The 24,336-nt window shown below is 68.5% G+C and carries 19 protein-coding genes; 6 read left to right on the top strand and 13 right to left on the bottom strand.

Annotated elements, in window-relative coordinates:
• Nucleotides 1–514 (bottom strand): c-type cytochrome (locus CSC65_RS03215; protein ID WP_162408555.1); only part of this gene is annotated, 514 nt, incomplete at its 3' end.
• A 199-nt stretch (nt 515–713) separates the two neighbouring features.
• Between CSC65_RS03215 and CSC65_RS03220 the strand changes: the two genes are divergently transcribed.
• Nucleotides 714–1,181 carry an SET domain-containing protein gene (locus tag CSC65_RS03220; RefSeq protein WP_162408556.1) on the top strand — a complete coding sequence of 156 codons (468 nt, stop codon included), beginning with the start codon at nt 714–716 and terminating at the stop codon, nt 1,179–1,181.
• Between the two features lie 51 nt (nt 1,182–1,232).
• On the opposite strand, the gene CSC65_RS03225 is transcribed toward CSC65_RS03220, so the two are convergent.
• The 7 genes from CSC65_RS03225 to CSC65_RS03255 form a co-directional block, all read right to left on the bottom strand.
• Nucleotides 1,233–1,829, bottom strand: a complete 597-nt coding sequence (locus tag CSC65_RS03225) for a YceB family lipoprotein (protein ID WP_162408557.1) — start codon at nt 1,827–1,829, stop codon at nt 1,233–1,235.
• Nucleotides 1,830–1,890: 61 nt separating this feature from the next.
• On the bottom strand, nt 1,891–2,436 hold the full coding sequence (locus CSC65_RS16175; protein ID WP_238390261.1) for a hypothetical protein: 546 nt from the start codon (nt 2,434–2,436) through the stop codon (nt 1,891–1,893).
• Nucleotides 2,437–2,512: 76 nt separating this feature from the next.
• Complete coding sequence (locus tag CSC65_RS03235; protein WP_162408558.1) at nt 2,513–2,815, bottom strand: DUF3861 family protein; 303 nt, start codon at nt 2,813–2,815, stop codon at nt 2,513–2,515.
• A gap of 102 nt (nt 2,816–2,917) precedes the next feature.
• Nucleotides 2,918–3,493, bottom strand: a complete 576-nt coding sequence (locus CSC65_RS03240) for a M23 family metallopeptidase (RefSeq protein ID WP_238390262.1) — start codon at nt 3,491–3,493, stop codon at nt 2,918–2,920.
• A 135-nt stretch (nt 3,494–3,628) separates the two neighbouring features.
• On the bottom strand, nt 3,629–4,033 hold the full coding sequence (locus tag CSC65_RS03245; RefSeq protein WP_162408560.1) for an HU family DNA-binding protein: 405 nt from the start codon (nt 4,031–4,033) through the stop codon (nt 3,629–3,631).
• Between the two features lie 169 nt (nt 4,034–4,202).
• Nucleotides 4,203–5,012: an alpha/beta hydrolase family protein gene (locus tag CSC65_RS03250; protein ID WP_162408561.1), complete on the bottom strand. Its 810-nt coding sequence runs from the start codon at nt 5,010–5,012 to the stop codon at nt 4,203–4,205.
• A complete protein-coding gene (locus CSC65_RS03255) occupies nt 4,996–6,129 on the bottom strand; it encodes a DUF3182 family protein (protein WP_238390263.1) in 1,134 nt (377 codons plus the stop codon). Before CSC65_RS03255 ends, CSC65_RS03250 begins: the two co-directional genes overlap by 17 nt.
• Nucleotides 6,130–6,309: 180 nt before the next feature.
• On the opposite strand from CSC65_RS03255, the gene CSC65_RS03260 reads away from it, so the two are divergent.
• A complete protein-coding gene (locus CSC65_RS03260) occupies nt 6,310–7,182 on the top strand; it encodes an SDR family oxidoreductase (RefSeq protein ID WP_162408562.1) in 873 nt (290 codons plus the stop codon).
• A 21-nt stretch (nt 7,183–7,203) separates the two neighbouring features.
• Here the strand turns inward: CSC65_RS03260 and CSC65_RS03265 are convergent, their stop codons facing one another.
• From CSC65_RS03265 to pulA, 4 genes are all read right to left on the bottom strand, one after another.
• Entirely contained in the window at nt 7,204–8,817 is a 1,614-nt protein-coding gene (locus CSC65_RS03265; RefSeq protein WP_162408563.1) for an alpha-glucosidase, read from the bottom strand.
• A gap of 129 nt (nt 8,818–8,946) precedes the next feature.
• The gene (locus CSC65_RS03270; protein WP_162408564.1) at nt 8,947–11,700 is read right to left on the bottom strand and encodes a TonB-dependent receptor; all 2,754 of its coding nucleotides are present in this window, start codon (nt 11,698–11,700) and stop codon (nt 8,947–8,949) included.
• A gap of 275 nt (nt 11,701–11,975) precedes the next feature.
• On the bottom strand, nt 11,976–14,063 hold the full coding sequence (locus CSC65_RS03275) for a glycoside hydrolase family 97 protein (protein ID WP_162408565.1): 2,088 nt from the start codon (nt 14,061–14,063) through the stop codon (nt 11,976–11,978).
• Nucleotides 14,064–14,071: 8 nt separating this feature from the next.
• On the bottom strand, nt 14,072–16,888 hold the full coding sequence (gene pulA / locus CSC65_RS03280) for a pullulanase-type alpha-1,6-glucosidase (protein WP_162408566.1): 2,817 nt from the start codon (nt 16,886–16,888) through the stop codon (nt 14,072–14,074).
• A gap of 228 nt (nt 16,889–17,116) precedes the next feature.
• On the opposite strand from pulA, the gene CSC65_RS03285 reads away from it, so the two are divergent.
• Nucleotides 17,117–18,601, top strand: a complete 1,485-nt coding sequence (locus tag CSC65_RS03285) for an MFS transporter (RefSeq protein ID WP_162408567.1) — start codon at nt 17,117–17,119, stop codon at nt 18,599–18,601.
• The gene (locus CSC65_RS03290; RefSeq protein WP_162408568.1) at nt 18,598–20,253 is read left to right on the top strand and encodes an alpha-amylase family glycosyl hydrolase; all 1,656 of its coding nucleotides are present in this window, start codon (nt 18,598–18,600) and stop codon (nt 20,251–20,253) included. The genes CSC65_RS03285 and CSC65_RS03290 overlap by 4 nt, the downstream gene beginning before the upstream one ends.
• Before the next feature lie 148 nt (nt 20,254–20,401).
• Here CSC65_RS03290 and CSC65_RS03295 read toward each other — a convergent pair whose 3' ends face one another.
• Nucleotides 20,402–21,433 carry a LacI family DNA-binding transcriptional regulator gene (locus CSC65_RS03295; RefSeq protein WP_162408569.1) on the bottom strand — a complete coding sequence of 344 codons (1,032 nt, stop codon included), beginning with the start codon at nt 21,431–21,433 and terminating at the stop codon, nt 20,402–20,404.
• Between the two features lie 345 nt (nt 21,434–21,778).
• Between CSC65_RS03295 and thrS the strand changes: the two genes are divergently transcribed.
• A complete protein-coding gene (gene thrS / locus CSC65_RS03300) occupies nt 21,779–23,683 on the top strand; it encodes a threonine--tRNA ligase (protein WP_162408570.1) in 1,905 nt (634 codons plus the stop codon).
• A gap of 63 nt (nt 23,684–23,746) precedes the next feature.
• Complete coding sequence (gene infC, locus CSC65_RS03305; protein ID WP_162408951.1) at nt 23,747–24,268, top strand: translation initiation factor IF-3; 522 nt, start codon at nt 23,747–23,749, stop codon at nt 24,266–24,268.
• Nucleotides 24,269–24,336: the final 68 nt, after the last annotated feature.

Raw genomic sequence — 24,336 nt, forward strand, 5'->3', positions numbered from 1 at the left:
GGGCCAGCACCGGCGGGGGCGGCGTCTGTCCGGGCGGCAGCGCGTCAGGCGCGCGTTCGCCGGCAGGGCCCATGCCGCGGATGAAGCGGTACAGGGCACGGCGGTCCTCCTCGGTCATGTCACGCAGGGCGAAGTCCGGCATGATCGGCCGCGCACGCAGGTGGGCGCTGTACTCCAGCCACTGTTCCTCGCTCAGTTCCTGCATGCGCAGGCGCAGGTTGGTCGCGTAGGTGGTGCCCCAGGGGCCGCTGTAACCCAGCGGCGCCGAGCCGGTCAGCCACACTTCCTTTGGCACCTGGCCCTGGTTTTCCGCATAGCCCGGCGTGTGGCAGTCGTTGCAGCCGGCGACGCGGACCAGGTATTCGCCGCGGGCGACCAGGTCGACGGCAGCGCTGGCGGTGGCCGCGGCATCGGGCGGTGCGGTGGCGGTGACCGCGGGCTGGCAGGCGCCGAGCAGGAACAGGGTCGGGAACAGGAAGGCGACGAGGGCCTGGCGGATGGAACTGGCTTGCATGGAAGGCTCGCATTGGGATGTGTGACTGGCTGGATAACGCCGGTCGCACGCCGGCGAGGCCAGCCGCCTGATGCTCCCCTACGACAGTCACGGTGACTTCGGGCACGGGCCCGTTTCCGCGTCACGGGTGAAAAACGACTTGGGCTGCACGCCGCCATCGGCGAGAATCGCCAGTCCCCACCTCCAACCGGAATGCCGCATGCCCCGCAAGATCGTCGCCAGGAAATCGCCCATCCACGGCAATGGCGTGTTCGCCGTGGCGCCACTTGCCAAGGGCGAGCGCGTCATCGAATACAAGGGGCAGCGGCGCAGCCACGACGACGTCGACAACGACAGCGGTGGCGACGTCGACAGCGGCCACACCTTCCTGTTCACCCTCAACGACGACTGGGTCATCGATGCCACCCGCAGCGGCAACGACGCGCGCTGGATCAACCACAGCTGCGATCCGAACTGCGAAGCGGTGATCGAGGAAGCGGACGGCGGCGACAACCGCAAGGACCGGGTGTTCATCGAGGCGATCCGCGACATCGCCCCGGGCGAGGAGCTGTCCTACAACTACGGCATCACCCTGGCCGAGCGGCATACGCCGCGGCTGAAGAAGATCTGGGCCTGCCTGTGCGGCTCGCCCAAGTGCACCGGGACGATGCTGCAGCCCAAGAGCTGAGCGCGCTGTTCCGCGGCCGGCGCCAGTGCGCCAGTACGCCGGTGCGCATCGTCATGGGTCGGAATGCAGGGCGCCGGCCATGCCGCCGACGTCGCGGTTGAACGTGACCACCAGCCGGCCGTCCTGCACGCCGGCCGACTGCACCGCCAAGCCGCCCAGCAGCGCGGCCATCGTCGGATCGATCCGGTAGACCGGCTCCTTGCGCGCGTAGTCGGCCAGCCATGCATTGAGCAGCTCACGGCTGCCGTCGTCCAGGCTGCCGCTGCCGCTCGGGGGATGGAACGCGTCGATCCGAGGCTGGTCGAGGAAGAAGGCCGCCTGCGCGGTGTCGTAGCGCAACGCGCTGGTCAACTCGAGCTGACCCATCGGTACGGGCGCGCCGCCGGCAGTGGCGAGCGCCAGGTCCATGCCCAGTTGCATCCGCGTCCCTGGCGGGAGCGCCAGCCGTGGCCGGCTGACGGTGACCTCGAACAGGCCGCCGAGCATGTCCTGGCTATGCGGGAACTGCCCTTCGAGGAACTGCTGGGCATCGGCGGCGGCGATCGAGACCTGCCGACCCTGCACGCGCGGCGCTGCGTGCGCTGCGATTGCAACGACCAGGAGGATGAGGAACAGGACGATGGCTGGCAGGCCGGGGTGCGGACGCATGGGCGCAATCCTTGTGGGATGCCGCCATCTTCCCGGCCGCGGGTGAATTGCAGGTTAGCGATCAGTCCAGCGCAGGTTGCAGCGAGGCCGAGGTGATCTCCCAGCCCTGGCCGTCGATGCGCGCGCGCAGGCGATACCAGCCCTGTATTCGCGCCTGGCCGGGGCCGGTCTCCAGGCGCAGGCGCACCGGGATCTCGAACGCGCGCGGTGGCGATTGGCGATCGAGGGCCACTGGCGCATCGTTGAGGATGCGCATGCTGCGCAGGTCCGGAATGCCGCGCAGCAGCGCATCGCCGGCGGGCGTGCCCGGGTTGCCGCCGGTCCAGTAGGCATCGGCGCGGCTGCGGTCAGCGCCGGGCAATGCGCCCAGGTAGGCATGCAACGCCGATGCCGCCTGCTCGGCCGCGGTCGCCGTAGCGCGATCGGCTGCCGCAGCGCCCGGCGCACCTGCATCGGCCGGGGTCGCTGCGCCCGCGTCGGAAGGGGCTGCATCGGGCGCGATCACCGCCGGCGTTTCGGCCGCGGGGTGCCTCTGGCAGGACCAGTAGGCCAGCGGCAGGACGAGCAGCGCGGGCAGCAGCAGGCGCAGGGATGACCGGTCGGACATGGGGACGTGCCGGTGTGGGCTGGCGGCAGGATAGCGCGCGGCCGACGTCGTGCGCCGCCGCGCGACGACGCGTGGGTCAGGCGGGAGGCACGCCCACCCGCTGCAGCAGCGCGCCCAGCGGCGCGCGAAGTTCGGCGAGCGGATCCTCGGACGTCCCTGGCGGGCGGCGGGCAAGCCCGTCCAGCAGGCGCAGTCCAACCACCAGGGCGGTGCGTTCGTCGCCGCTGAAACCGGGCAGGCGCTGCGTGCCTTCGACCAGGCGCATCCAGTCATCGCCGCATGCCTGGTCGAATTCGATGCTGCAACGCCCGCGGCAGGGCAGGCCGTCACGTTCGACCGGAGTGACCGTGATCCGGTAGCGGTGCGGGGAGGGAGGCATGGCTTGAACCTTGTTCGTATGACATGGACAAGGTAGGCCCGGTGCCGCACCAGAACGAGGGGGATGGCCACGATGGACCGTTCCACCGGGGCCGGATGTGGTTCAGCGCGCGGCACGCATCCGCGGCAGCGGGTCGAGCGCACCGTCTTCGCCATAGATGCCGTAGTGCAGGTGCGGGGGCGTCGTCCGCGCGTTGCCGGTGTTGCCCACCGTGCCGATCCGGGTGCCCGGCAGGATCACGTCGCCTTCGGCCAGCGCTGGAGACCAGTCGTCCAGATGCGCGTAATAGTGCCGTTCGCCGGCCGGACCCAGCACCCAGACTTGGCGTCCGCCGAGTCCGCGCTCGCGGATCGACAGGACCACGCCGCGCGTGGTGCTGCTGACCGGGGTGCCGCGCGCGGCGAAGATGTCGATGCCGGCGTGCTCGCGGTCGGCTCCGCGCGGCGCACCGAAGGTGGCGGCGATCTGGCCGGGTGCGACACCCTGCACGGGGACCGGCAGCGACGACGGCGGCGGCATCCGCGACAGTTCCCACAGCGCGCGTGGACGTTCCAGGAACGGCTGTCGCCAGGCCCAGGCCGCAAGCGCGAACAGGATGCCGGCGAGGACCGCAGCCAGGAGCAGGCGCGCCAGCCGGGCGGCGATGGAGCGAGGGAGCGGTTTCGCAGGCGTGGCCACGGACCGAGTTTCGCGGTCACGCCGCGAGCGTAGCGTGACCTGCGACCCGGCTTGCACGCACGTCCTGCGCGACCCCGTAAAAAGAAAGGGCGGCATCGCTGCCGCCCCTTCTGGAAACCTTGGATCTCGCGCCAATCAGGCCGCGGCGTCCTTGAGCTTCTTCAGCGGACGCACCTTCACCTTGACCGAAGCCGGCTTGGCAGCGAACCACTGCTCTTCCTTGGTGAAAGGGTTGATGCCCTTGCGCTTGGCCTTGGCCGGAACCTTGACCGAGGTGATCTTGAACAGGCCCGGCAGGGTGAAGCTGCCAACGCCCTTCTTGCTGATCGCGCCGGAAACGGCGTCTTCGACCGCAGCCAGCACGGCCTTGACGTCCTTGGCGGCCACGCCGCTGGCTTCGGCCAGATGCTTGACCAGGGCGGACTTGCCCAGCACTTCCTTCAGCGGCTTGGCAGCAGCCGGAGCCGCCTTCTTCGGAGCGGCCTTCGCCGCTTTCGGCGCGGCCTTCTTGGCGGCCGGCTTCTTGGTGGTCTTCGCCATAACTTTCCTGTTCCGTTCGAATTGGATGGATTTTTCGGGTACCGACTGCGTCGGCAAGGCGAATGTAGGCCATGCGCGGCCCGCCGCCAAGGGGAAAAGCAGGAAAAATCGCGGCAAACGCGATCCGGGCCGGGGCGCGGGCGGGCGCCGGGGCTGGATCGACCTGCCTTCAGCGGCTGGCGGCGATGTCCTCGGCCCTGCGGATGCGCTTGCGCTCGGCCACCTTTTCGCCCGCTTCCCGCTCGCGTGCATCGCGCACCATCTCGGTCAACCAGCCCACCAGGACGTCGGTATAGGCCTTCTGTTGCGGCTTGCCGGAGAAGGCGTGGTCGGCATCGGCGATCCGCCGCCGGGTAAGCGATGCAGCCGTGGCCAGTGCGGCGGCGTAGTTCTCGATGACCGGGTGCGGCACGATTTCGTCGTGCTCGGCTTCCACCAGCAGGACGTCGCCGCCGAAGCCATGGCATGCGGCCAAGGCGCGGTTGTCCTGCCAGGGCAGCGGACGGCGGCGGAACGCATGCAGGTCCGGATCCTCGTGCAGCCTGCGCTTGGGCAGGTCCCAGCCCTCGTCCTTGTAGAGGGCGGGCGATCGCAGTGCCAGCCAGCGCACCGGCCTCAGCGCGGTCAGCAGGCTCGACAGGTAACCGCCATAGCTGATGCCGACCACCGCGATCGCAGCCGGGTCCACGTCGGGACGGGCGACGAACCAGTCGTAGGCGGCGAGCAGGTCGTCGAGGTTCTGCGGACGGCTCACCGTTTCCCATTGCGCCGCCGTGCGTTCGTGTCCGCGCAGGTCGAAGGTCAGGCAGACGCAGCCGATGCCCGCGGCCTGGCGTGCGCGGCCCAGGTCATGTTCCTGGCTGCCGCCCCAGCCATGCACGAACAGCACGCCCGGCAGCAGCGGCGCGGGCGAGAGCAGGGTGCCGGAAACCTGTTCCTGCCCGGTGCCTATCTCGACGGTATCAAGCCGGACTTCCATCGCCTCCTTCCACCCGTGCGTACTTGAGCGCCGGTCCGGATGCGGCCGCCGGATCGTGGTAACTCACCTGGGCGCCCTGCGGAACGGGCTGGCCCGGATCGTGCGACTCGTGGCAGGAGACGTCCAGCACCGCAGGCGCCCCCGGTTGCAGGAATGCGGCCAGGGCCAGGATCTCCGCCGGCGAGGCGCCGCCCATCCGCCATGACTGTTCGAGGACGCCGCAGCGCCAGCGGCCCTGCGCATCGTGCCCGGCCACCACGTCGTAGTTGCGGCGCGAGGCGAAGAAGCCCGGATACGCCGCCGACACCGCCGCGTCGTAGCGCATCGCCTGGCGCAACGCCGCGCGTTCGGCCGGGTCAGCGGCGATCGCTTCCAGCGCGTCGAGTCCACCCTGCAGCACCCGCAGGTGCGAGCCGCCATAGACTTCGTTGCCGTTCCCGTCATCGATCTGGCGTTGCGTGCCCAGGTAGGCCAGCCGCCGGCCCGCGACGCGGATTTCGCCGACGCTGCAGGTGGTGGCGTGCTCCAGGTTCTGCTCGAGCACGACACCGTGGCGTCGCACCGTGTCGCGGTCGAGCGTGGCGACGACGTCGCGCAACGTGGCGGCGTCGGTGAACAGATGCTGGCCGTTGCCACCACGTGCCTGCGCCTCCTTGAGCCGGACCGTCCCGCCCGACGCAAGCAGGAGCTGTCCGGCAGCTTCGATCAAGTCCGCATCGAACACGCTGAAGCCGGAAAGCACGGCACCGGCCAGGCCGGCCGAAAGGCGCGGCTGCCAGCCGGGCGGCGCCGGTGAGGTCGCGGTAGGCAAAGGGTGGGTGATGACCTTGCTGGCGACGAAGGCATGCGGCACCACGCCGCCGAACAGGTCGTCCTCATCGATGATTCCCAGCGCCGCGGCCTGTGCCGCATCGAGCGTCTCGTCGGGGACGAAGTACGGCCGGGCCGACGCTGCATGCCCGGACTCATACTCGCCACCGAACTCCCAGCCAAACAGCGTCGCCAGCCGCTGCGCCACCCATGCCTGGCTGGCGCGCTCGTGCGTGCAGCGTGGCTGGGCGTCGGCGCGCAGGGTGAACACGGTACGCGGCGCGGCGGCGGGAGATTTCGATGCCATGCGGACCTTCCTGGGAACCTGGCCCCACGCTGCCCGTTCACGGGTGAACCGTCCGCGAAGGCGCCAGTCGTCGCGTCGTCGCCCGCATGACATTCAGCGCATCGTCGCGCCGCGCACACGGAGTCGCGACGCTGCTGCGCCTAGATTGTGCATATCCGTCGCAGCCATCGGAGGGACAGCATGCCCGGCAAGGCGAAAAAGCGGATCAATCCGCCGCAGAAGCAGGCACGCCAGCCTGGTGTGCAACGCGCCATGCGCCCGGCACCCGTGGTCGTTCGTGATGGATACCGTGGCAGCGGGCGCCTGTCCGGAAAGGTCGCGCTGGTGACGGGTGGCGACAGCGGGATCGGCCAGGCCGTGGCGGTCCACTTCGCCCTGGAGGGCGCGAAGGTGGCGATCGCGTATCTGTCACCGCGCGAAGCCGACGATGCCGCCGAAACCATCCGGCGGGTGGAAGCCGCAGGCGGCGAATGCCTGGCGGTACGCGTGGACCTGCGCACGCCGGCCAAGTGCCGTCGGCTTGTCGAGCGCGTGGCAAGGCATTTCGGATCGCTCGACGTGCTGGTAAATAACCACGCCCAGCAGTACCCGGTGGAGGAGGCGGAGGAACTCACCCCGGCGCGGGTCCGGGCGACCTTCGAGAACAACCTGTTCTCGTTCTTCTGGCTGGTCGACGCGGCATTGCCGCACCTGCGCCGTGGCAGCTGCATCATCAACACCGGTTCGGTCACCGGCGCGCGTGGCCACGCCACCCTGCTGGACTACGCCTCGACCAAGGGCGGCATCCACGCGATGACCTTCTCGCTGGCCCAGTCGCTGGCCGATCGCGGGATCCGGGTCAACGCAGTGGCACCGGGTCCGATCTGGACCCCGCTGATCCCCGCTTCGTTCAAGCCCAGGCAGGTGGCCGAGTTCGGCTCGGACACGCTGATGAAGCGGCCGGGACAGCCGGCCGAGGTCGCGCCCGCCTACGTCTACCTGGCCAGCGAGGACGCGAGCTTCGTCACCGGCCAGATCATCCACGTCAATGGCGGCAGCCATATCGCCGCCTGACGGATACGACGGCGTGGCGGGTCACACCGCCTGCGCGAACAGGACCCCGAAGGCGGGCAGGCGCACGCGGCCGTCGACCACCGCAACGGCAGGCAGGCCGTGTCCGTGCACGGCCTGCCAGTCACCGGTCGGCAGCGCGAGTTCGGCCGGGTCCGCGGACAGGTTGAAGGCGGCGAGCAGGGCCTGCCCCTCGCCGTCGCGGACGAAGGCCAGGACCGGTTCGGCGGTTTCGAGGAAGGCGATGTCGCCGCGCACCAGCGCCGGCTGTTCTTTGCGCCACGCCATGAACGCGCGGAACGCATTGAGCACCGAGTCCGGGTCGGCATCCTGCGCGGCCACCGACAACGCGCGGTGCGCGTCGGACACCGGCAGCCAGGGCGTGCCACGGCTGAAGCCGGCATCGGCATCGCCGGTCCACGGCATCGGCGTGCGGCAGCCGTCGCGGCCCTTGAAGTTCGGCCAGAAGGTGATGCCATAGGGATCCTGCAGCGCCTCGAACGGCACGTCGGCTTCGGGCAGCCCCAGTTCCTCGCCCTGGTAGATGCAGACCGAGCCGCGCAGCGAGCAGACCAGCGCGACCAGCAGGCGCGCCAGTTGCGGGGACGGGTTGGCACCGCCCCAGCGGGTCACCGCGCGGCGCACGTCGTGGTTGGACACGGCCCAGCACGGCCAGCCCTCGGTCATCGCCGCTTCGAGGCGCGAGACCGTGTCGCGGATGTAGCCGGCGCTGAAATCGTCGACCAGCAGCTCGAAGCTGTAACCCATGTGCAGGCGGTTGCCGGAGGTGTATTCGGCGGTGGTGGCCAGCGAGTCCTCGGAGGAGATCTCGCCCAGGGTTACCGCGCCCGGATAGCGGTCGAGCAGGGCACGCACGCGTTCCAGGAACGGGATGTTCTCCGGCTGGGTGTTGTTGTGCCAGTGGTACTGGAAGGCGTACGGATTGTCGGCGCTGAAGCCGCGGCCCACCCGCATCTCCACCGGCTTGGCCGGGTTGTCGCGCAGCTGGGCGTCGTGGAAGCAGAAGTTGATCGAATCCAGGCGGAAGCCGTCCACGCCCCGGTCCAGCCAGAACTGCACGTAGTCCAGGGTGGCCTGCTGCACGTCGGGGTTGTGGAAGTTGAGGTCCGGCTGCGAGGACAGGAAGTTGTGCAGGTAGTACTGGCAGCGGCGCGGCTCCCAGCGCCAGGCCACGCCGCCGAACAGCGACATCCAGTTGTTGGGCGGGGTGCCGTCTTCGCTTGCGTCGGCCCACACGTACCAGTCGGCCTTGGGGTTGTCGCGGCTCTGCCGGCTCTCGCGGAACCATTCGTGCTGGTCGGAGGTGTGGCTGAACACCTGGTCGATCATCACTTTCAGGCCCAGCGCGTGCGCCTTGGCCAGCAGCCGGTCGAAGTCTTCCAGCGTGCCGAACAGCGGATCCACCGCGCGCTGGTCGGCGATGTCGTAGCCGAAGTCGGCCATCGGCGACTTGAAGAACGGCGAGATCCAGATCGCGTCCACACCCAGCGAGGCCACGTAGTCGAGCCGGTCGACGATGCCGGGCAGGTCGCCCACGCCGTCGCCGTCGGTGTCCAGGAAGCTGCGCGGGTATATCTGGTAGATGACGGCGCCGCGCCACCAGGGGGAGTGACTCATAGGGGTTCCATTCCGGTCTGGCCAGCAGACCGCGCTCCGGGCGGCCCGACATGCGGAAAGTGCCGCCGCGCCACCCGCGGGTGGCGCGGCGGAAGCCCCGCCACGGGCGTGGCGGGGTGGGAGGTGACGTCAGAAGCGGTAGTTCACGCCGAAGGTAATGGTGCGGCCCCATTCGATGAACTCGAGGGGACGGTCCTTGCTGCCGGCGTAGGTCTGGTAGGCCTCGTTGGTCAGGTTGCTGCCCTGCAGGAGCAAGGTCATCCCGGCCAGGCTGCCGCTGCTGAAGCTGTAGCTGAGCTGGGCGTCGGTGATGTTCTCGCCGACCACGTAGCGCAGCGAACGGTTGCCGTTGAAGTTGCCGATCTCGCCGATGAAGTCCGAACGGCGGCGCTGGTTGACGCGGGCTTCGAAACCGTTGCGCTCGTAGTACAGCGTCCAGTTGTAGACCCGGTCAGACAGGCCCGGCAGGGCGATCGGGTCGCTGCCCACGCTCGACGCGCTTTCCGGATCGAGGATCTCGATGTCGCTGTCGAAGAAGCTGGCGCTGGCGACCATGCCGAAGCCGGTCAGCGCATCGCTGAACAGTTCGAACGGTAGCGAGGCGGTCAGCTCCAGGCCCTGCAGCGCGCCGCCCTTGCCGTTGAACGGCGCGGTGAAGTTGCCGGTGTTCTGCACGACGGCGCCCGGCGGCAGCGTATTGGCATTGGCCTCCATCCAGGCGGCGACCTGGTCGGTGAAGTCGTAGTCGTCGCGGGTCTGGGTGTAGATGTAGCTGCGCAGGTCCTTGTAGAAGTAGGCCGCGGCCACGTAGGCCTTGGTGCCGAAGTATTTCTCGTAGGAAATGTCGAACGCGTTGGCACGCCATGGATCCAGTTCCGGGTTGCCGCCGCTGGCACCCGGCCTGAGGTTGGCGACGTCCACGCCGAACTCCATCGACGAGCGCAACTGGTCGACGCGCGGGCGCGCCACCTGGCGGGCCAGGGCCACGCGCAGCATCTGCTCGTGCTCGAAGGAGAACGCCAGGTTCATGCTCGGCAGCACGTCGGTATAGGTCTTTCCCTTCTCGATCGGAATCACCTGGCTGCCGACCGGCTGCGAGCCGTCCCAGTAGTTGGACGAGGACGACTGGTCGACATGCTGGACCTGCACGCCGATGTTGCCGGTCACCGGAACGCCACCCCACTCGGTGTCGATGTCGGCGCGGGCGAAGCCGCTGGTGATTTCCTCGTTGACCGTCCATGCCTTGGGAATCAGGTAATTCAGGTCATCCACCGGCTGGAAGCTCATGTAGCGTTCGACCGCGGCCGGGACGTTCCATGCGGGGATGTAGCCGATCCCGGCGAAGCCCAGGTTGACGGGGCTGTACTGCAGGTCGGCGCCGACCGGTACCGGGCCCTGGGCGCCGAGGTTGATGTTGCCCTCCGGCTGGGTCTTGTCCTTCTTGCGGTCGGCGTAGTTCAGGCCGACGTCCACGCCGGAGAACCAGCCGCCGGCCGGGATCGTGCCGACCAGCCTGAAGGTCTTCAGCTCGTCCTCGACGCTGGGCACCTTGCCGTAGCCGGAACCGTAGATGGTGTTGTTGAGGTACAGCGCCGACGGATCGGAGTAATCCAGGCCCGGGGCGAGCTGCGAGAAGCCGGACTGGGAAACGACCAGGTCGACCGAGTCGAGCTGCGGCATCGGATAGAGCTGAAGGTTGTTCTCGAGGTTGAGCTCGTCGCGAGTGGCCTTGGAGTAGCCGACGTCGGCGACGATTTCGACCTGGCCGACGCTGAACTCGTTGAGCCAGCCGAAGGCGTTGATCTCATCCTCGCGCTTGTTGTACATGCCGCGCACCAGCGGATAGACGTTGTTCGCCGTGCCGCCGGTGAAGGTGCCGTTGCCGTTGGTGGTCACGTCCGTCAGCAACAGGCCGGGGCTGTAGCCGCCATTCCAGCCGCTGAGATTGACCTCGAACTGGTTGGCGGTGTCCTCCTGCTCGGCCTTGGTATAGAACAGGTCCAAGGTGCTGGTCCAGGCATTGGACGGGCGGAACTGCAGGGTGGCCATCAGGCCGTCGCGGTCGGCGTAGCCGGTGCGGCGCAGTGCCTTGACGCCGTCGGAGTAGTAGGTGCCGGCGTCCACGCCCGGACGCCAGCCGTCGCCCACCTGCTGCCAGGGCTCGTACCAGCCGACCTGGTTCTCCTGGATCGCCCCGTTGATGTGCGAGTAGCCGATGGCGATGCCGAAGGTGTCGTCGGCGAACTTGCCGATCCAGGTCGCATTGAGGCGCTGGCCGTCGGCGTCGGCATTGGCTGCGCCGTCGAGCGAGTTGCGGCTGTAGCGCCCGCCGATCATGACCGCCGAGCCGTCGTAGGCCAGCGGCCGGATGGTCTGCATGTCGATCGTGCCCGACAGGCCCTGGCCGACCAGGCTGGCGTCGGGGGTCTTGTATACGGTGACGCCGTTGACCAGTTCGGACGGGTACTGGTCGAACTCGACGCTGCGGTTGTCGCCGGTGCTGACCATTTCGCGGCCGTTGAGCAGCGTGGTCGAGAAGTCCGGCGAGAGGCCGCGGACGCTGATCACCTGCGCGCGGCCGGCAACGCGCTGCGCTGCCAGGCCGGGCAGGCGGGCGATGGATTCGGCGATGCTCACGTCGGGCAGCTTGCCGATGTCTTCGGCCGAGATCGCTTCGACGATGGAGCTGGAGTCGCGCTTCTTCGAGATCGCGCCCTCGATGCCGGCGCGGATGCCGGTGACCACGACCGTGTCGAGTTCGGTGGCCTCCGGCTGCGTGTTGGTTTCGTCGCCGGTGGCGGTCTGTGCGTGGACGCCGGTGGCGGCCAGCGTGATCGCCGACGCGAGCGCTACGCTCAGCAGGTTGCGCTGCAGGTTCAACATTTTCCCCTCCCAGGTAATGTCGGTACTTCTCGGGTTGTGGTGTGCGGCCGTGCCGTTGTTTGTTGTCGCTATGGCGCGCCGATGGCGGCGTTACGGTGCGTGGCTATGGTAGTGGCGCGCTGTTCGCCGGGAAGATGGCTGCATACGTATTCATTGCGCTTTCGCGCGTGCAGCGAAGCAATCGGGCGCGCACGGAAGCACGCCCCGCGTCCAGCGGGTGTGCATGTTGCTCTGCGGCATCGCGTGCCGGTGAGGGATGGATGCCCGCGCCGGACTCAGCGCGGGGATCGATCGAGTGGCACGAAGCGGATCGCCTGTCCGCCGCCGGCGGCCAGGTGCAGGGGCAGGGTGTCCTGGCTGCCGACTTCGCGGGTTTCGCGCACGAACTCGAACGGCGCGGTCCTCCAATGGGCGCGCTCGCCATCGCGGTAGATCTCCGCACGGTAGCGGCGGCCCGGGTCGAGGAATGACAGTTTGACCTGGAGGTCATGCGCCTCCTCGCCGCCCGTGCTGCCGAGGAACCATTCCTCGCCGCCGCGTGCCTTCCGCGCGAAGGTCACGTATTCGCCGACCTCGCCGTTCAGCACGCGGCTTTCCTCCCAGTCCACGGCTACGTCGCGGATGAACTGGAACGCGTCCGGATGCTCGGCATAGCGTTCGGGCAGGTCGGCGGCCATCTGGATCGGGCTGTAGAGCACGACATACAGCGCCAGCTGCTTGGCCAGCGTGCTCGGGATCTGCTGGCCGCCACGACCTTTCAGGCTGACGATGCCGGGCGTGTAGTCCATCGGTCCGGCCAGCATGCGGGTGAAGGCCAGCGTGGCTTCGTGCTCCGGCGGATTGGGTGGATTGCCCCAGGCGTTGAACTCCATGCCGCGCGCGCCCTCGCGCGATACCCAGTTCGGGTACGTGCGGCGCAGGCCGGTGTCCTTGATCGGTTCGTGCGCGTTGATCGCGATGTGGCGCTGCGCCGCCGCCTCGACCACGCGCAGGTGGTGGTTGCTCATCCATTGGCCTTCATGCCATTCGCGCAAGACCGGACCACCCTCGCGGTCCTGGCGCTGGATGTCGCCGGCGTCGCAGACATAGCCGGTCTTGACCACGTCGACGCCATTGCGTGCGTACAGCGCCAGTGCATCGGGCAGCTGTCGCTCGTAGTGGCTGACCGCGCAGGCGGTCTCGTGGTGGCCGATCAGGTGCACGCCCTTGCCGGCGGCGTACTTCGAAAGCCCTTCGAGGTCGAAGTCCGGGGTGGGGCGGGTGAAGTCGAAGCCCCAGCCGTTGGCGAACCAGTCGCCATCCCACCCCGGATTCCATCCTTCCACCAGTACCCCGCGGAAACCATTGGCGGCAGCGAAGTCGATATAGCGCCGGGTATTCGCCGTGGTCGCGCCGTGCTTCGGCCCGGTCGCCCAGGTTTCGGTTTCCAGGTGCAGCGACCACCACACCCCGACGTACTTGGCCGGGGTGAACCAGCTGACGTCGCCCAGGCGGTTGGGCTCGTTGAGGTTGAGGATGAGGCTGGATTCGGCCAGGTCGCCGGCGCGCGCGCCGATCTGGATCGTGCGCCAGGGCGTGGCGAACGGAGCGGTGCGTACCGCCGCCGTGCCGCGATCGCCGCCACCGGGCGTGAGCGCGGCGCGCAGCACGCCGCCATCGCCCTGGGCCAGGTTCATGCCGGCGTAATCGACCAGGGCCGCTTCATGGATCGACAGGTGCAGCCCATCGTCGGTGCGCAGGGTGAGTGGCGTCTGCGCGATGCCGACCTGCGACAGCGGCGTGCGCGAATACAGGTATTCCTCGCGGTTCCACTCGAAGGCCGGGATCCACCAGGCCGTTGCCGGCCGGGCGACGGCGAACTCGGTCAGTTCCTGGCGGATGCGGACCTCGCCGGTTGCGCCGGCCTGCTTGGGGAACTCGTAACGGAAGCCGATGCCGTCGTCGTAGACGCGGAACACGACGTCAAGGCGCCGGCCTTCCTTGCGCCCGCCGGACGCCTTCTCGGCGAAACCCGCGCGCAATTCGTTGTAATGGTTGCGGGTCAGGCGCCGCTCGCCCCAGGGCTGTTCCCAGGTCTCGTCGAAGCTGCGGCTGGACTGGCCGGTCAATAGCAGGTTGCGCTCCAGGCGTCCGTCGCCGAGCAGGAAGCCCAGCCGCGAAGGCGCGATCACCGCCGTGCCGTTGCGCTCGACGCGGTAGGCCAGGCGGTCCTCGTGCTGCGATTCCAGGATCACCACCAGCGCGCCGTCGGGCGACGCCACCCGGGCAAGGTCCTTGGCGGTGGCGTGGGCACAGACCAGCAGCGCGATAGCGGGCAGCAGCGTGCGCCAGCGACGGGGTGGGGCAGGGTGTTGGCGATTCATGGCGGTCCTCACTCCAGGACGTAGACGAGGGCGGTGCGCGGCGGCACGGTGAAGCGGCCACGGGCGGGATCGAAGCGGGCCTGTTCGCGCGGGCGTGTATCGGCTGCATCGGCAGCCAGATGCACCGGATGCAGCACGTAGCGCTTGCCGCGTTCGGCGGGCAGGTCGAGCACCTGCGCCTGCGGCGAGACGTTGAGCAGGTACAGGATCTCGCCGAATCCGCCGTCGGCCAGGCCTTGGCCATCCAGGTGCCCGGCGATTACCAGCGCGTTCTGCGCCGGGCCGGTGTTGGGAAAGCTAAGACGCCTGGAAACCTCGGCCGCCTCGTCGAGGCGGAACAGCGGCGAGCTGGCGCGTATGCGCAGCAGGTCGCGCAGCGCGTCGCGGGCGAAGGCGATGTCCGCCGGCGCCGGTCGGATCGATGCATCGGCCAGTCGTGGCGCGATCCAGGGCCAGCTGGCTTCGTTGCCGCTGGCCGGCGGCAGGCCGGTGCCGAAATGGTTGTCGCCGTATGTCCAGTCCAGCCGGTTGAACCAGTCGCCCGAGTCGAAGCTGTTGCGGTCCATGGACTTGGAGCGCAGCGTGTCGATGCCCGCATGGAAGTACGCCACGCCCTGGCTCAACGCGGTGAACGCCATGCCCAGCACCTGCACCCGCGCGCGGTCGTGGGCGGAGGTGCCGCGCGGCAGGCGGAAGGCGTTGAGGTCGAACAGGGTCTCGTTGTCGTGGTTCTCGACGTAGTTGACGACTTCCCCCGGCGCGCTGGCATAGCCGGCCGGCTGGCCGTTGTAGTCGATGTCGCGCAACGCCCGCGCACTGCCGTCGGCGGTGGTGAGCACGTAGTCGCGCAGCGTGCCGGCCAGGCCGACGCGCACCAGGTCGGCGCTGCGCAGCAGGTCGGTGCGGCCCAGTGCCGGATCGGCCAGCTCGTTGGGCGCGTAGACCAGGCCGTTGAGATAGCCCTGGCGGGCGACCTTGTCCGCGCCGCTGTCGCCGGGGCTGCCACCACGCAGCGCATCGCGGCCGCGATCGCTGAAGGTGCCGATGCCGCTGCCGCCCAGCGACAGCTGCGAGGCCTGGACGAAGCGTGCGCCGTCGGCGACCTCGCCGAAGTTCCAGCCCTCGCCGATCAGCTGCACGTGGCGCCCGGCGGCGGCATCCACGCGACGTTGCAGCGCTTCCATCGCCGCGCGCGGCTGGTGCCCCATCAGGTCGAAGCGGAACGAATCGATCCGGTACTGGCGCACCCACAGTTCGGCCGAGTCGATCATCAGCCGCGCCATCATCATGTGCTCGGTGGCGGTGTTCTCGCAGCAGGTGCTGCGTTCGATCCGGCCGGCTGCATCGAGGCGGTGGTAGTAGCCGGGCACGATCCGGTCCAGCACCGAGCGCTGGTCCTGTCCGGCGGCGAAGGTGTGGTTGTAGACCACGTCCATGCCCACCCGCAGGCCGAGCCGGTGCAGCGCCATCACCATCGCGCGGAATTCGCGCACGCGCGCGCCGCCGTCGGACGGATCGGTGGCGTAGCTGCCTTCGGGTGCGTTGAAATGGAACGGGTCGTAGCCCCAGTTGAAGCAGTCGGCGGCGGCGTGGGCCATCACCGCGGCCTGCTGGCGGGGACTGTCCGCGGCGGCGTCGGGGACCTTCGGAATGACGCATCCGGTTTCGGGCACGCTGCCGAAGTCGTACACAGGCAGCAGGTGCAGGTCGGTCAGTCCAGCCTGCGCCAGTGCGCGCAGGTGGGCCATCCCGGCGCTGTCTCCGGTGAAGGCCAGATACTTGCCGCGGTGCGCGGGGGCGACCGTCGTGTCGCTGATCGAGAAGTCGCGCACGTGCAATTCGTAGATCGACATGTCGGTCTGCGCGCGCAGCGGCTCCGGTCGCGGCGTTGCCTCCCATCCGGCGGGCTTGAGCGCCGGATCGTCCAGGTCGGCGATGAAGCTGCGCCGCGAATCGCTGCCCAGGCTGACCGAGTACGGGTCGGTGACGCGATTGCGCACCTGGCCGGTGCCACGCACCTGGACCTCGACCAGGTAGTCGTAATAGCGGCCACGCAGGTCGCCGGGCAGCGTCGCCGACCACAGGCCGGTGGCCGGATCCAGGCGCAGCGGCTCGCGCTTGTACGCTCGTTGCCTGTCGTCGGCGTACAGGCAGACCGAAACGGTGCGCGCCGTCGGTGCCCAGAGGCGGAACGCCGTTGTCGAAGGAGAGGGGTGCGCACCCGGCGCCGGCGCGTCGACCGCTGCCGCGTAGAGGTCGTCCAGCGCGCCGGGAAGCTGCAGTCCGGTGGCCCGCAGCACGCGCCCGGCGCGGTCTTCCTGGACCAGCACCAGTGACTGGCGCAGCAGGGCGCGCAGGCCGGCGTCGTCGACGTCCAGGGTAAGGGTGGTGCCTGGGCCGACATGGGCGAAGCGTTCGCGAACCGCATCGGGTCGCGGCCCATCCGCGGCAAGGATGCGCAGCGGAATCGCGCCGTCGGCGCCTTCGACCTTGCCGTCCGCGGCAGTGCGGATACCGCCCCCATCGGCGTGATAGAGGACATGGCGCCGTGATGGATCGACCGTGTGACCGGGTGAGGCATCGGCATCGGGCCAGCGCAAAGTGCGCCGGTCGAGCCAGATGCCACGCGCTTCGGCGGGGGCACCGCTGTCGGTCGACAGCACCGTCTCGTAGCCGGCATCGCAATCGCCCAGGGGCTGTGCGGCGATAGGGTTGGCGGCCACGGCAGCGGCCGGCAGCCACAGGGCCACCAGCCAGCGTCGTGCGATATGCCCGACGCGATCTGGGACGCGGCGGCCTTCGCCGTCGCGTGTCCGATGTCGCATCCTGCCCTCCCAGGCATCCATGTGTCGTCCGCAGCCAGCACGGACCGCGCATCGCGCGGTCTTTCACTATTCACGCAGACCGTGCGCCACGGCCACCCTTCGAGGCATGAATACGTATGCACCAGCTGGGCGCCGTCGCTGCGGGGCCTCTACCATGGCTGCGGCGTCGCGCCATCCTGCGTGCGCCATCACATCGCATCCGTGATTCCCGGAGGGGGGAACCGCTTGATGGAAAGCAGACCGCGCCTGTCGTTCTGGCAGATCTGGAACATGTGTTTCGGCTTCCTGGGCATCCAGTTCGGATTCGCCCTGCAGAACGCCAACGTCAGCCGCATCTTCCAGACCCTGGGCGCGGACATGGACCAGGTGCCCGGCCTGTGGATCGCCGCACCGCTGACCGGCCTGCTGGTGCAGCCGGTGGTGGGCTACTTCTCCGACCGCACCTGGACGCGCCTGGGTCGCCGGCGCCCGTACTTCCTGGCCGGCGCGGTCCTGGCCACGCTGGCGCTGTTCGTCATGCCCAACTCGCCGACCCTGTGGATCGCGGCCGGCACGCTCTGGATCCTGGACGCATCGATCAACATTTCGATGGAACCGTTCCGCGCGTTCGTCGGCGACCAGCTGCCGCCGTCGCAGCGCGCCGGCGGCTATGCGATGCAGAGCTTCTTCATCGGCGTGGGCGCGATCGTCGCCAGCCTGCTGCCGTGGCTGCTGGCCAAGGCGGGCGTCGCCAACACCGCCGGAGCAGGGGAAGTACCCGACACGGTGCGCTATGCCTTCTATTTCGGCGGCGTGGTGCTGTTCGCCGCGATCGCCTGGACCGTGCTGCGCACGCGCGAGTACCCGCCGGAAGTGCTGGCATCGTTCGAGGAGGCGCCATCGACGCCGACGACCGCACCGCCGGCAGGCAAGGCCCCGGCCATCGCGGCACTGGCCTGGTCGCTGGCGGGCCTGGCCATGGCCGCGGTGATCGCAGTACAGGGCTGGGACCGGATGCTGTACGTGCTGGCCGGCATGCTGGTCGCCTACGGCGCGCTGTTGCTGCTGTCGCGCGTACTGCCGGCGGGCGGCATGCTGCCTACGATCGTGGCGGATGTGCGGGCGATGCCGCAGACCATGCGCCGGCTCGCGGTCGTGCAGTTCTTCTCCTGGTTCGCCCTGTTCGCGATGTGGATCTACACCACCGCCGCGGTGGCCGGCACGCATTTCGGCAGCAGCGATCCGGCCTCGGCCGCCTACAACGAAGGCGCCAACTGGGTGGGCGTCCTGTTCGCCGCCTACAACGGGTTCGCCGCGCTGGCCGCTATCGCGATCCCGTGGATGGCGCGCACGCTCGGCCTGCGCCTGACCCATCTGGTCAACCTGTGGCTGGGTGCGGCCGGCCTGCTCTCGTTCCTGCTGGTGCGCGACCCGCAGTGGCTGCTGTTGTCGATGGTCGGCGTGGGCTTCGCCTGGGCCTCGATCCTGTCGCTGCCCTACGCGATGCTGTCCGACAGCCTGCCGGCGACCAAGATGGGCGTGTACATGGGCATCTTCAATTTCTTCATCGTCATCCCGCAGCTGGTCGCGGCCAGCCTGCTGGGTTTCCTGCTGAAGTGGCTGTTTGGCGGAGAGCCGCTGTGGGCGCTGGTGCTGGGCGGGGCGAGCCTGCTGGTCGCCGGATTGAGCGTGCTGGCCGTACCTCGCCTGGTCGCGCAGGAGGCCAGGGCATGATCCGTTCCCTCGCCCTCGCATCGGGCCTGGTATTCGCCGGTTCCGCAGTTGCTTCGGAGGACTACTACGGCACGCTGGAGCCGTTCGCGCAGGAAGCGGTCTACTTCGTCATGACCGATCGCTTCGTCAATGGCGATCCGGCCAACGACCACCGCGACCAGGGCGGCGCCCGCTCCCATCCGGAGCTGCGGACTTTCGACATCCCGTTGTCGCCCTGCGACGGCCAGGTCGGCAACATCGGGTACCTCGGCGGCGACTTCCGCGGCCTGCTCGACAACGCCGCCTACATCCACGACCTGGGCTTCACCGCGGTCTGGCTCACGCCGATCGTCGACAATCCCGACGAGGCCTTCACGGGTGGCGACAAGGTGACATGCGACGGCTTCCTCACCGATCGCGGCAAGACCGGCTTCCACGGCTACTGGGGCGTCAACTTCTACCGCCTGGACGAGCACCTGCCCAGCGAAGGCCTGGATTTCGCGGGGCTCACCGCGGGGCTGCGCGCACACGGGCTGAAGACGGTGCTCGACATCGTGGGCAACCACGGCTCGCCGGCCTGGACCATGCCGGTGGCGCAGGCGCAGTTCGGCCAGCTGTTCGATGGCAACGGCACGCTGGTCGCCGACCACCAGAACCTGCCGCCAGGCAAGCTGGACCCGGCGCACAACCCGCTGCACGCGTTCTACAACACCCAGCCGGACCTGGCCCAGCTGTCCGATCTCGATGCCGACAACCCGGCGGTGATGGACTACCTGGTCGGCGCCTACCTGCAGTGGATCGGGCAGGGAGTCGACGCGCTGCGCATCGACACAATCCGCCACCAGCCCCTGGCGTTCTGGAAAGCCTTCGCCGACCGGATCCGCGCCGAGCATCCGGGCATGTACATGTTCGGCGAGGCCTTCGACTACGACGCGGCGAAGATCGCCCCGTTCACCCTGGCCGAGAACGGCGGCATCAGCGTGCTCGATTTCCCGATGAAGCAGGCGATGGACGAGGTGTTCGGCCGCAAGGGCGCCGGCTTCGAGCGCATGGCTCCGGCGCTGCAGCTGGAGCACGCGCCTTACGCCAATGTCTACGACCTGGCGACCTTCTACGACAACCACGACATGCGCCGCCTCGATGCCGACGATGCCGGCTTCATCGACGCGCACAACTGGCTGTTCACCGTGCGCGGCATCCCGGTGGTGTACTACGGTTCGGAAACCGGCTTCATGCGCGGCCAGGCCGAGCATGGCGGCAACCGCAGCTACTTCGGCCAGGCGCGGGTCGATGCCGCGTCGTCCAGCGACATCCATCGCAACCTGAAGCGCATCGCCAGCCTGCGGCGGGAGTCGCCGGCGTTGCAGCGTGGCCTGCAGCTCGACGTCGAGCTGTCGGGTGACGTGGCGGCCTTCTATCGGGTCTACCAGCGGGGTGGCGTCAACCAGACCGCCCTGGTGCTGCTGAACAAGGGTGACCGGCCGCAATCGATGGCAGTGTCCGACTACCTGCAGCCCGGTCGCTGGCGCGACGGTTTCAGCGGAGCGACGCAGGAAGTCCGCAGGCAGTTGCGCGCCGAGGTGCCGGCGCATGGTGTCCGCGTATTCTTCTTCGACCAGCCGCTGACCCGGCCCGACCTGCGCGCGCGCCTGTCGGGTCTGATGGCGCATTGATTGCCCACAAGCCGGGCTAGCCCGGCTCTACGCGGCGCGCGACCGCCCTGCGTGGAACGGGGCTGGTGCCGCTGTGCTTTCGCATCCGCGTCCAAGAGCCACTGATAGCTGCGGCTCCACGAGCCATCCTGTCCTGCAGCGCGGGTGCTCAGCCCGCGCTGGTGGAGCCGCGCAGGACCAGCTTCACCGGCAGGGTCCTGCTCTCCAGCGACTCGCCCTGGATCAGTCGGATCAGGCTGTCCACCAGCACTTCGCCGGCCTGCTTGGTGTCCTGCTGCACGGTCGACAGGCCCGGCTGCACGAAACTGGCCATGGCGATGTCGTCGAAGCCCGCGAGCGCCACGTCTTCCGGTACGCGCAGGCCGTGCTCGCGCAGGCCGTTCATCGCGCCCAGCGCGATCAGGTCGCTGGCCGCGAACAGGGCGTCGAACCGCGCGCCCGATCCCAGCAGCGTCCTCGCGGCCTCGTGGCCGGACTGCTCGGTGGTGATCGCGTCGACCTGCAGCAGCGCCTCGGGCTCCAGGCCGGCCTCGTCCAGCGCCGCCGCATATCCGCGATAGCGCTCGAAGAACTCCGGGTAGTGGTCGGAGGCATGGCCCAGGAACGCGATCCGGCGCCGCCCCTGCGCCAGCAGGTGGGACGTGATGTCGTACCCGCCCTGGAAGTTGTCGCAGCCGATCGACACCCCCGGCTCGCCGGGCAATGCAGCGCCCCAGCGCACGAAATGGGTGCCCTGTTCGACCAGGCGCTGCAGCTTGGATTCCGCTTCCAGGTAATCGCCATAGCCGAGCAGGATCAGCCCGTCGGCCTTGTGGCTGTCCTCGAAGTCGGCATGCCAGTTCGTCGAGAGCTGCTGGAAGGACACCAGCAGGTCGAAGCCGCGCAGGGCGCAGGCGCGGGTGATCGAGCCCAGCATCGAGTGGAAGAACGGGTTGATCAGCGAATCGTCGGGGGTGGGGTCCTCGAAGAACAGCAGGGCCAGCGTGCCGGACTGCTGGCAGCGAAGGTTGGAGGCGTTCTTGTCGACCTTGTAGTTGAGCTCGCGGGCGATGGCGAGGATCTTCTGCCGCGTCTCCGGGTTGACCGACGGGCTGCCGCGCAGCGCACGCGACACCGTGGGCTGGGAGACCCCGGCCAGGTGGGCGATGTCGAGCGAGGTCGCCTTGCCCTTGATGGTCATGCCGGGCCCCCTCCGGGCCGGTATGCGTGGTGCAGGTGCGCATGATGCCATGTGGCCGTGGCCCGGTTTGCGCCATCCCGGCGCGACTGGGCTAGAATTCCCGCAAGCCGCCGGCATCGCGCCGGCGACCTGATCACAGGGTGGCCTGCGGCAACGCCGGCCGAGCGTGCGACATGAGCACTACCACCGCCCAACGCTGAAGGCCACCGGGGTACCGCGATCCGCAGGCGCCTTCGTGGCGCTTTTATTTTGCCCGCCCGAGGGCGAAGCGCCCGCACCCCGTGCGGACATCCAATGCAACAGCGCCGGCCCCGGCCGGCTGCGAAGAAGGCCAAACCGCTCCCCATGATCACGATCACGCTTCCCGACGGCAGCCGCCGCGAGTTCGATGCCCCCGTCTCCGTGCTCCAGGTTGCCCAGTCGATCGGCGCCGGGCTGGCCAAGGCCACCGTGGCCGGGCAGGTCGACGGCCGCCTGGTCGACGCCGGCGACGTCATCGACCACGACGCGACGCTGCGCATCATCACGCCCAAGGACGAGGAGGGCGTGGAGATCATCCGCCACTCCTGCGCCCACCTGGTCGGCCACGCGGTCAAGCAGCTGTACCCGGACGCGAAGATGGTGATCGGCCCGGTGATCGCCGAGGGCTTCTACTACGACATCCACAGCGAGCGCCCGTTCACGCCGGACGACCTGGTCGCGATCGAGGCGCGCATGCGCGAGCTGATCGCCCAGGACTACGACGTCATCAAGAAGGTGACCCCGCGCGCGGAAGTGGTGGAGGTGTTCAGGGCCCGCGGCGAGGACTACAAGCTGCGCCTGATCGAGGACATGCCCGACGACGTCAAGGCGATGGGCCTGTACTACCACCAGGAATACGTGGACATGTGCCGCGGCCCGCACGTGCCCAATACGCGCTTCCTGAAGGCGTTCAAGCTGACCCGCACGTCCGGCGCGTACTGGCGCGGCGACGCCAAGAACGAACAGCTGCAGCGCATCTACGGCACTGCCTGGGCCGATGAGAAGCAGCTCAAGGCCTACATCCAGCGGATCGAGGAGGCCGAGAAGCGCGACCATCGCCGCATCGGCAAGCAGCAGAACCTGTTCCACCTGCAGGAGGAAGCGCCGGGCCTGGTGTTCTGGCATCCCAAGGGCTGGTCGGTGTGGCAGGTGGTGGAGCAGTACATGCGCCGCGTCTACCGCCAGACAGGCTATGGCGAGGTGCGCTGCCCGCAGATCCTGGACGTGTCGCTGTGGCAGAAGTCCGGCCACTGGGACAACTACAAGGACAACATGTTCTTCACCGAGTCGGAGAAGCGCACGTACGCGGTCAAGCCGATGAACTGCCCGGGCCATGTCCAGGTGTTCAACCAGGGCCTGCACAGCTATCGCGACCTGCCGATCCGCTACGGCGAGTTCGGCGCCTGCCACCGCAACGAGCCTTCCGGCGCGCTGCACGGCATCCTTCGCGTGCGTGGCTTCACCCAGGACGACGGCCACATTTTCTGCACCGAGAACCAGGTCGAGTCCGAAGTCCGCGCGTTCCACGAGCAGGCGCTGAAGGTCTACGCGGATTTCGGTTTCCAGGACATCCAGATCAAGATCGCCCTGCGCCCGGATTCGCGCCTGGGCGACGACGCCACGTGGGACAAGGCCGAGGACGCGTTGCGTTCCGCGTTGCGCGCCTCGGGCGTGGAATGGCAGGAGTTGCCGGGCGAGGGTGCCTTCTACGGCCCCAAGATCGAATACCACCTCAAGGACGCCATCGGCCGGACCTGGCAGCTGGGCACCATGCAGGTGGACTTCATGATGCCGGCCCGCCTGGGCGCCGAGTACGTGGACGAGAACAGCCAGCGCCGGAACCCGGTCATGCTGCACCGCGCGATCGTGGGATCCATGGAGCGGTTCCTGGGCATCCTGATCGAGCACCACGCCGGTTCCTTCCCGGCGTGGCTGGCCCCGGTCCAGGCCGTGGTCATGAACATCACCGACGCCCAGGCTGAATACGTCGCTGAAGTCCAGAAAATCCTTTCGAATCAAGGGTTCAGGGTCGAAGCCGATTTGCGCAACGAGAAGATCGGCTTTAAGATCCGCGAGCACACGCTGCAGCGGGTGCCGTACCTGCTGGTGGTCGGTGACCGCGAGAAAGAGAACGGTGCCGTGGCATTGCGCACGCGTTCCGGGGAAGATTTGGGCACAATATCGGTGTCCGCGTTCGCCGAAATGCTGCGTTCGCAGGAATTGGCTTAACCGAAAAAGGTGTGGCCGGCCCCCCGCCGGCCCTCCGCCCAGTCCACCCCTGGAGACCGAAACATCAGTACCCCAGATAAACAAAACCGGAAGAACGGCGAGATCCGCGTCCCGCGCGTGCGCGTGATCGGGTCCGACGGCGAGATGATCGGCGTGCTGTCGCGCGATGAAGCGCTGCGCATGGCCGAAGAGGAAGCACTCGACCTCGTCGAGATCCAGCCCAACGCCGATCCGCCGGTCTGCAAGATCATGGACTTCGGCAAGTTCAAGTTCGAGCTGCAGAAGAAGGCCAACGAGGCCAAGAAGAAGACCAAGCAGGTCGAGATCAAGGAGCTCAAGTTCCGTCCGGTCACGGACGAGGGCGACTACCAGATCAAGCTGCGCAACATGCGCCGTTTCCTGGAAGAGGGCGACAAGGTCAAGGTCAACATCCGCTTCCGTGGCCGCGAGATGAGCCACCAGGAACTGGGCCGGCAGATGGCCGCGCGGATCGAGGCCGACCTGGGCGAAGACATTGTCATCGAGTCGCGCCCGCGCCTGGAAGGGCGGCAGATGGTGATGATGATCGCGCCGAAGAAGAGGTGACCGGGGCGGCGCTTGCGCCGCTGACCGGATCCCGAAGGGGCGCCCATGGCGCCCCTTCGCTTTTGGCC

This window comes from Pseudoxanthomonas daejeonensis, assembly GCF_010093205.1.
In the GTDB taxonomy this organism is placed as follows: domain Bacteria; phylum Pseudomonadota; class Gammaproteobacteria; order Xanthomonadales; family Xanthomonadaceae; genus Pseudoxanthomonas; species Pseudoxanthomonas daejeonensis.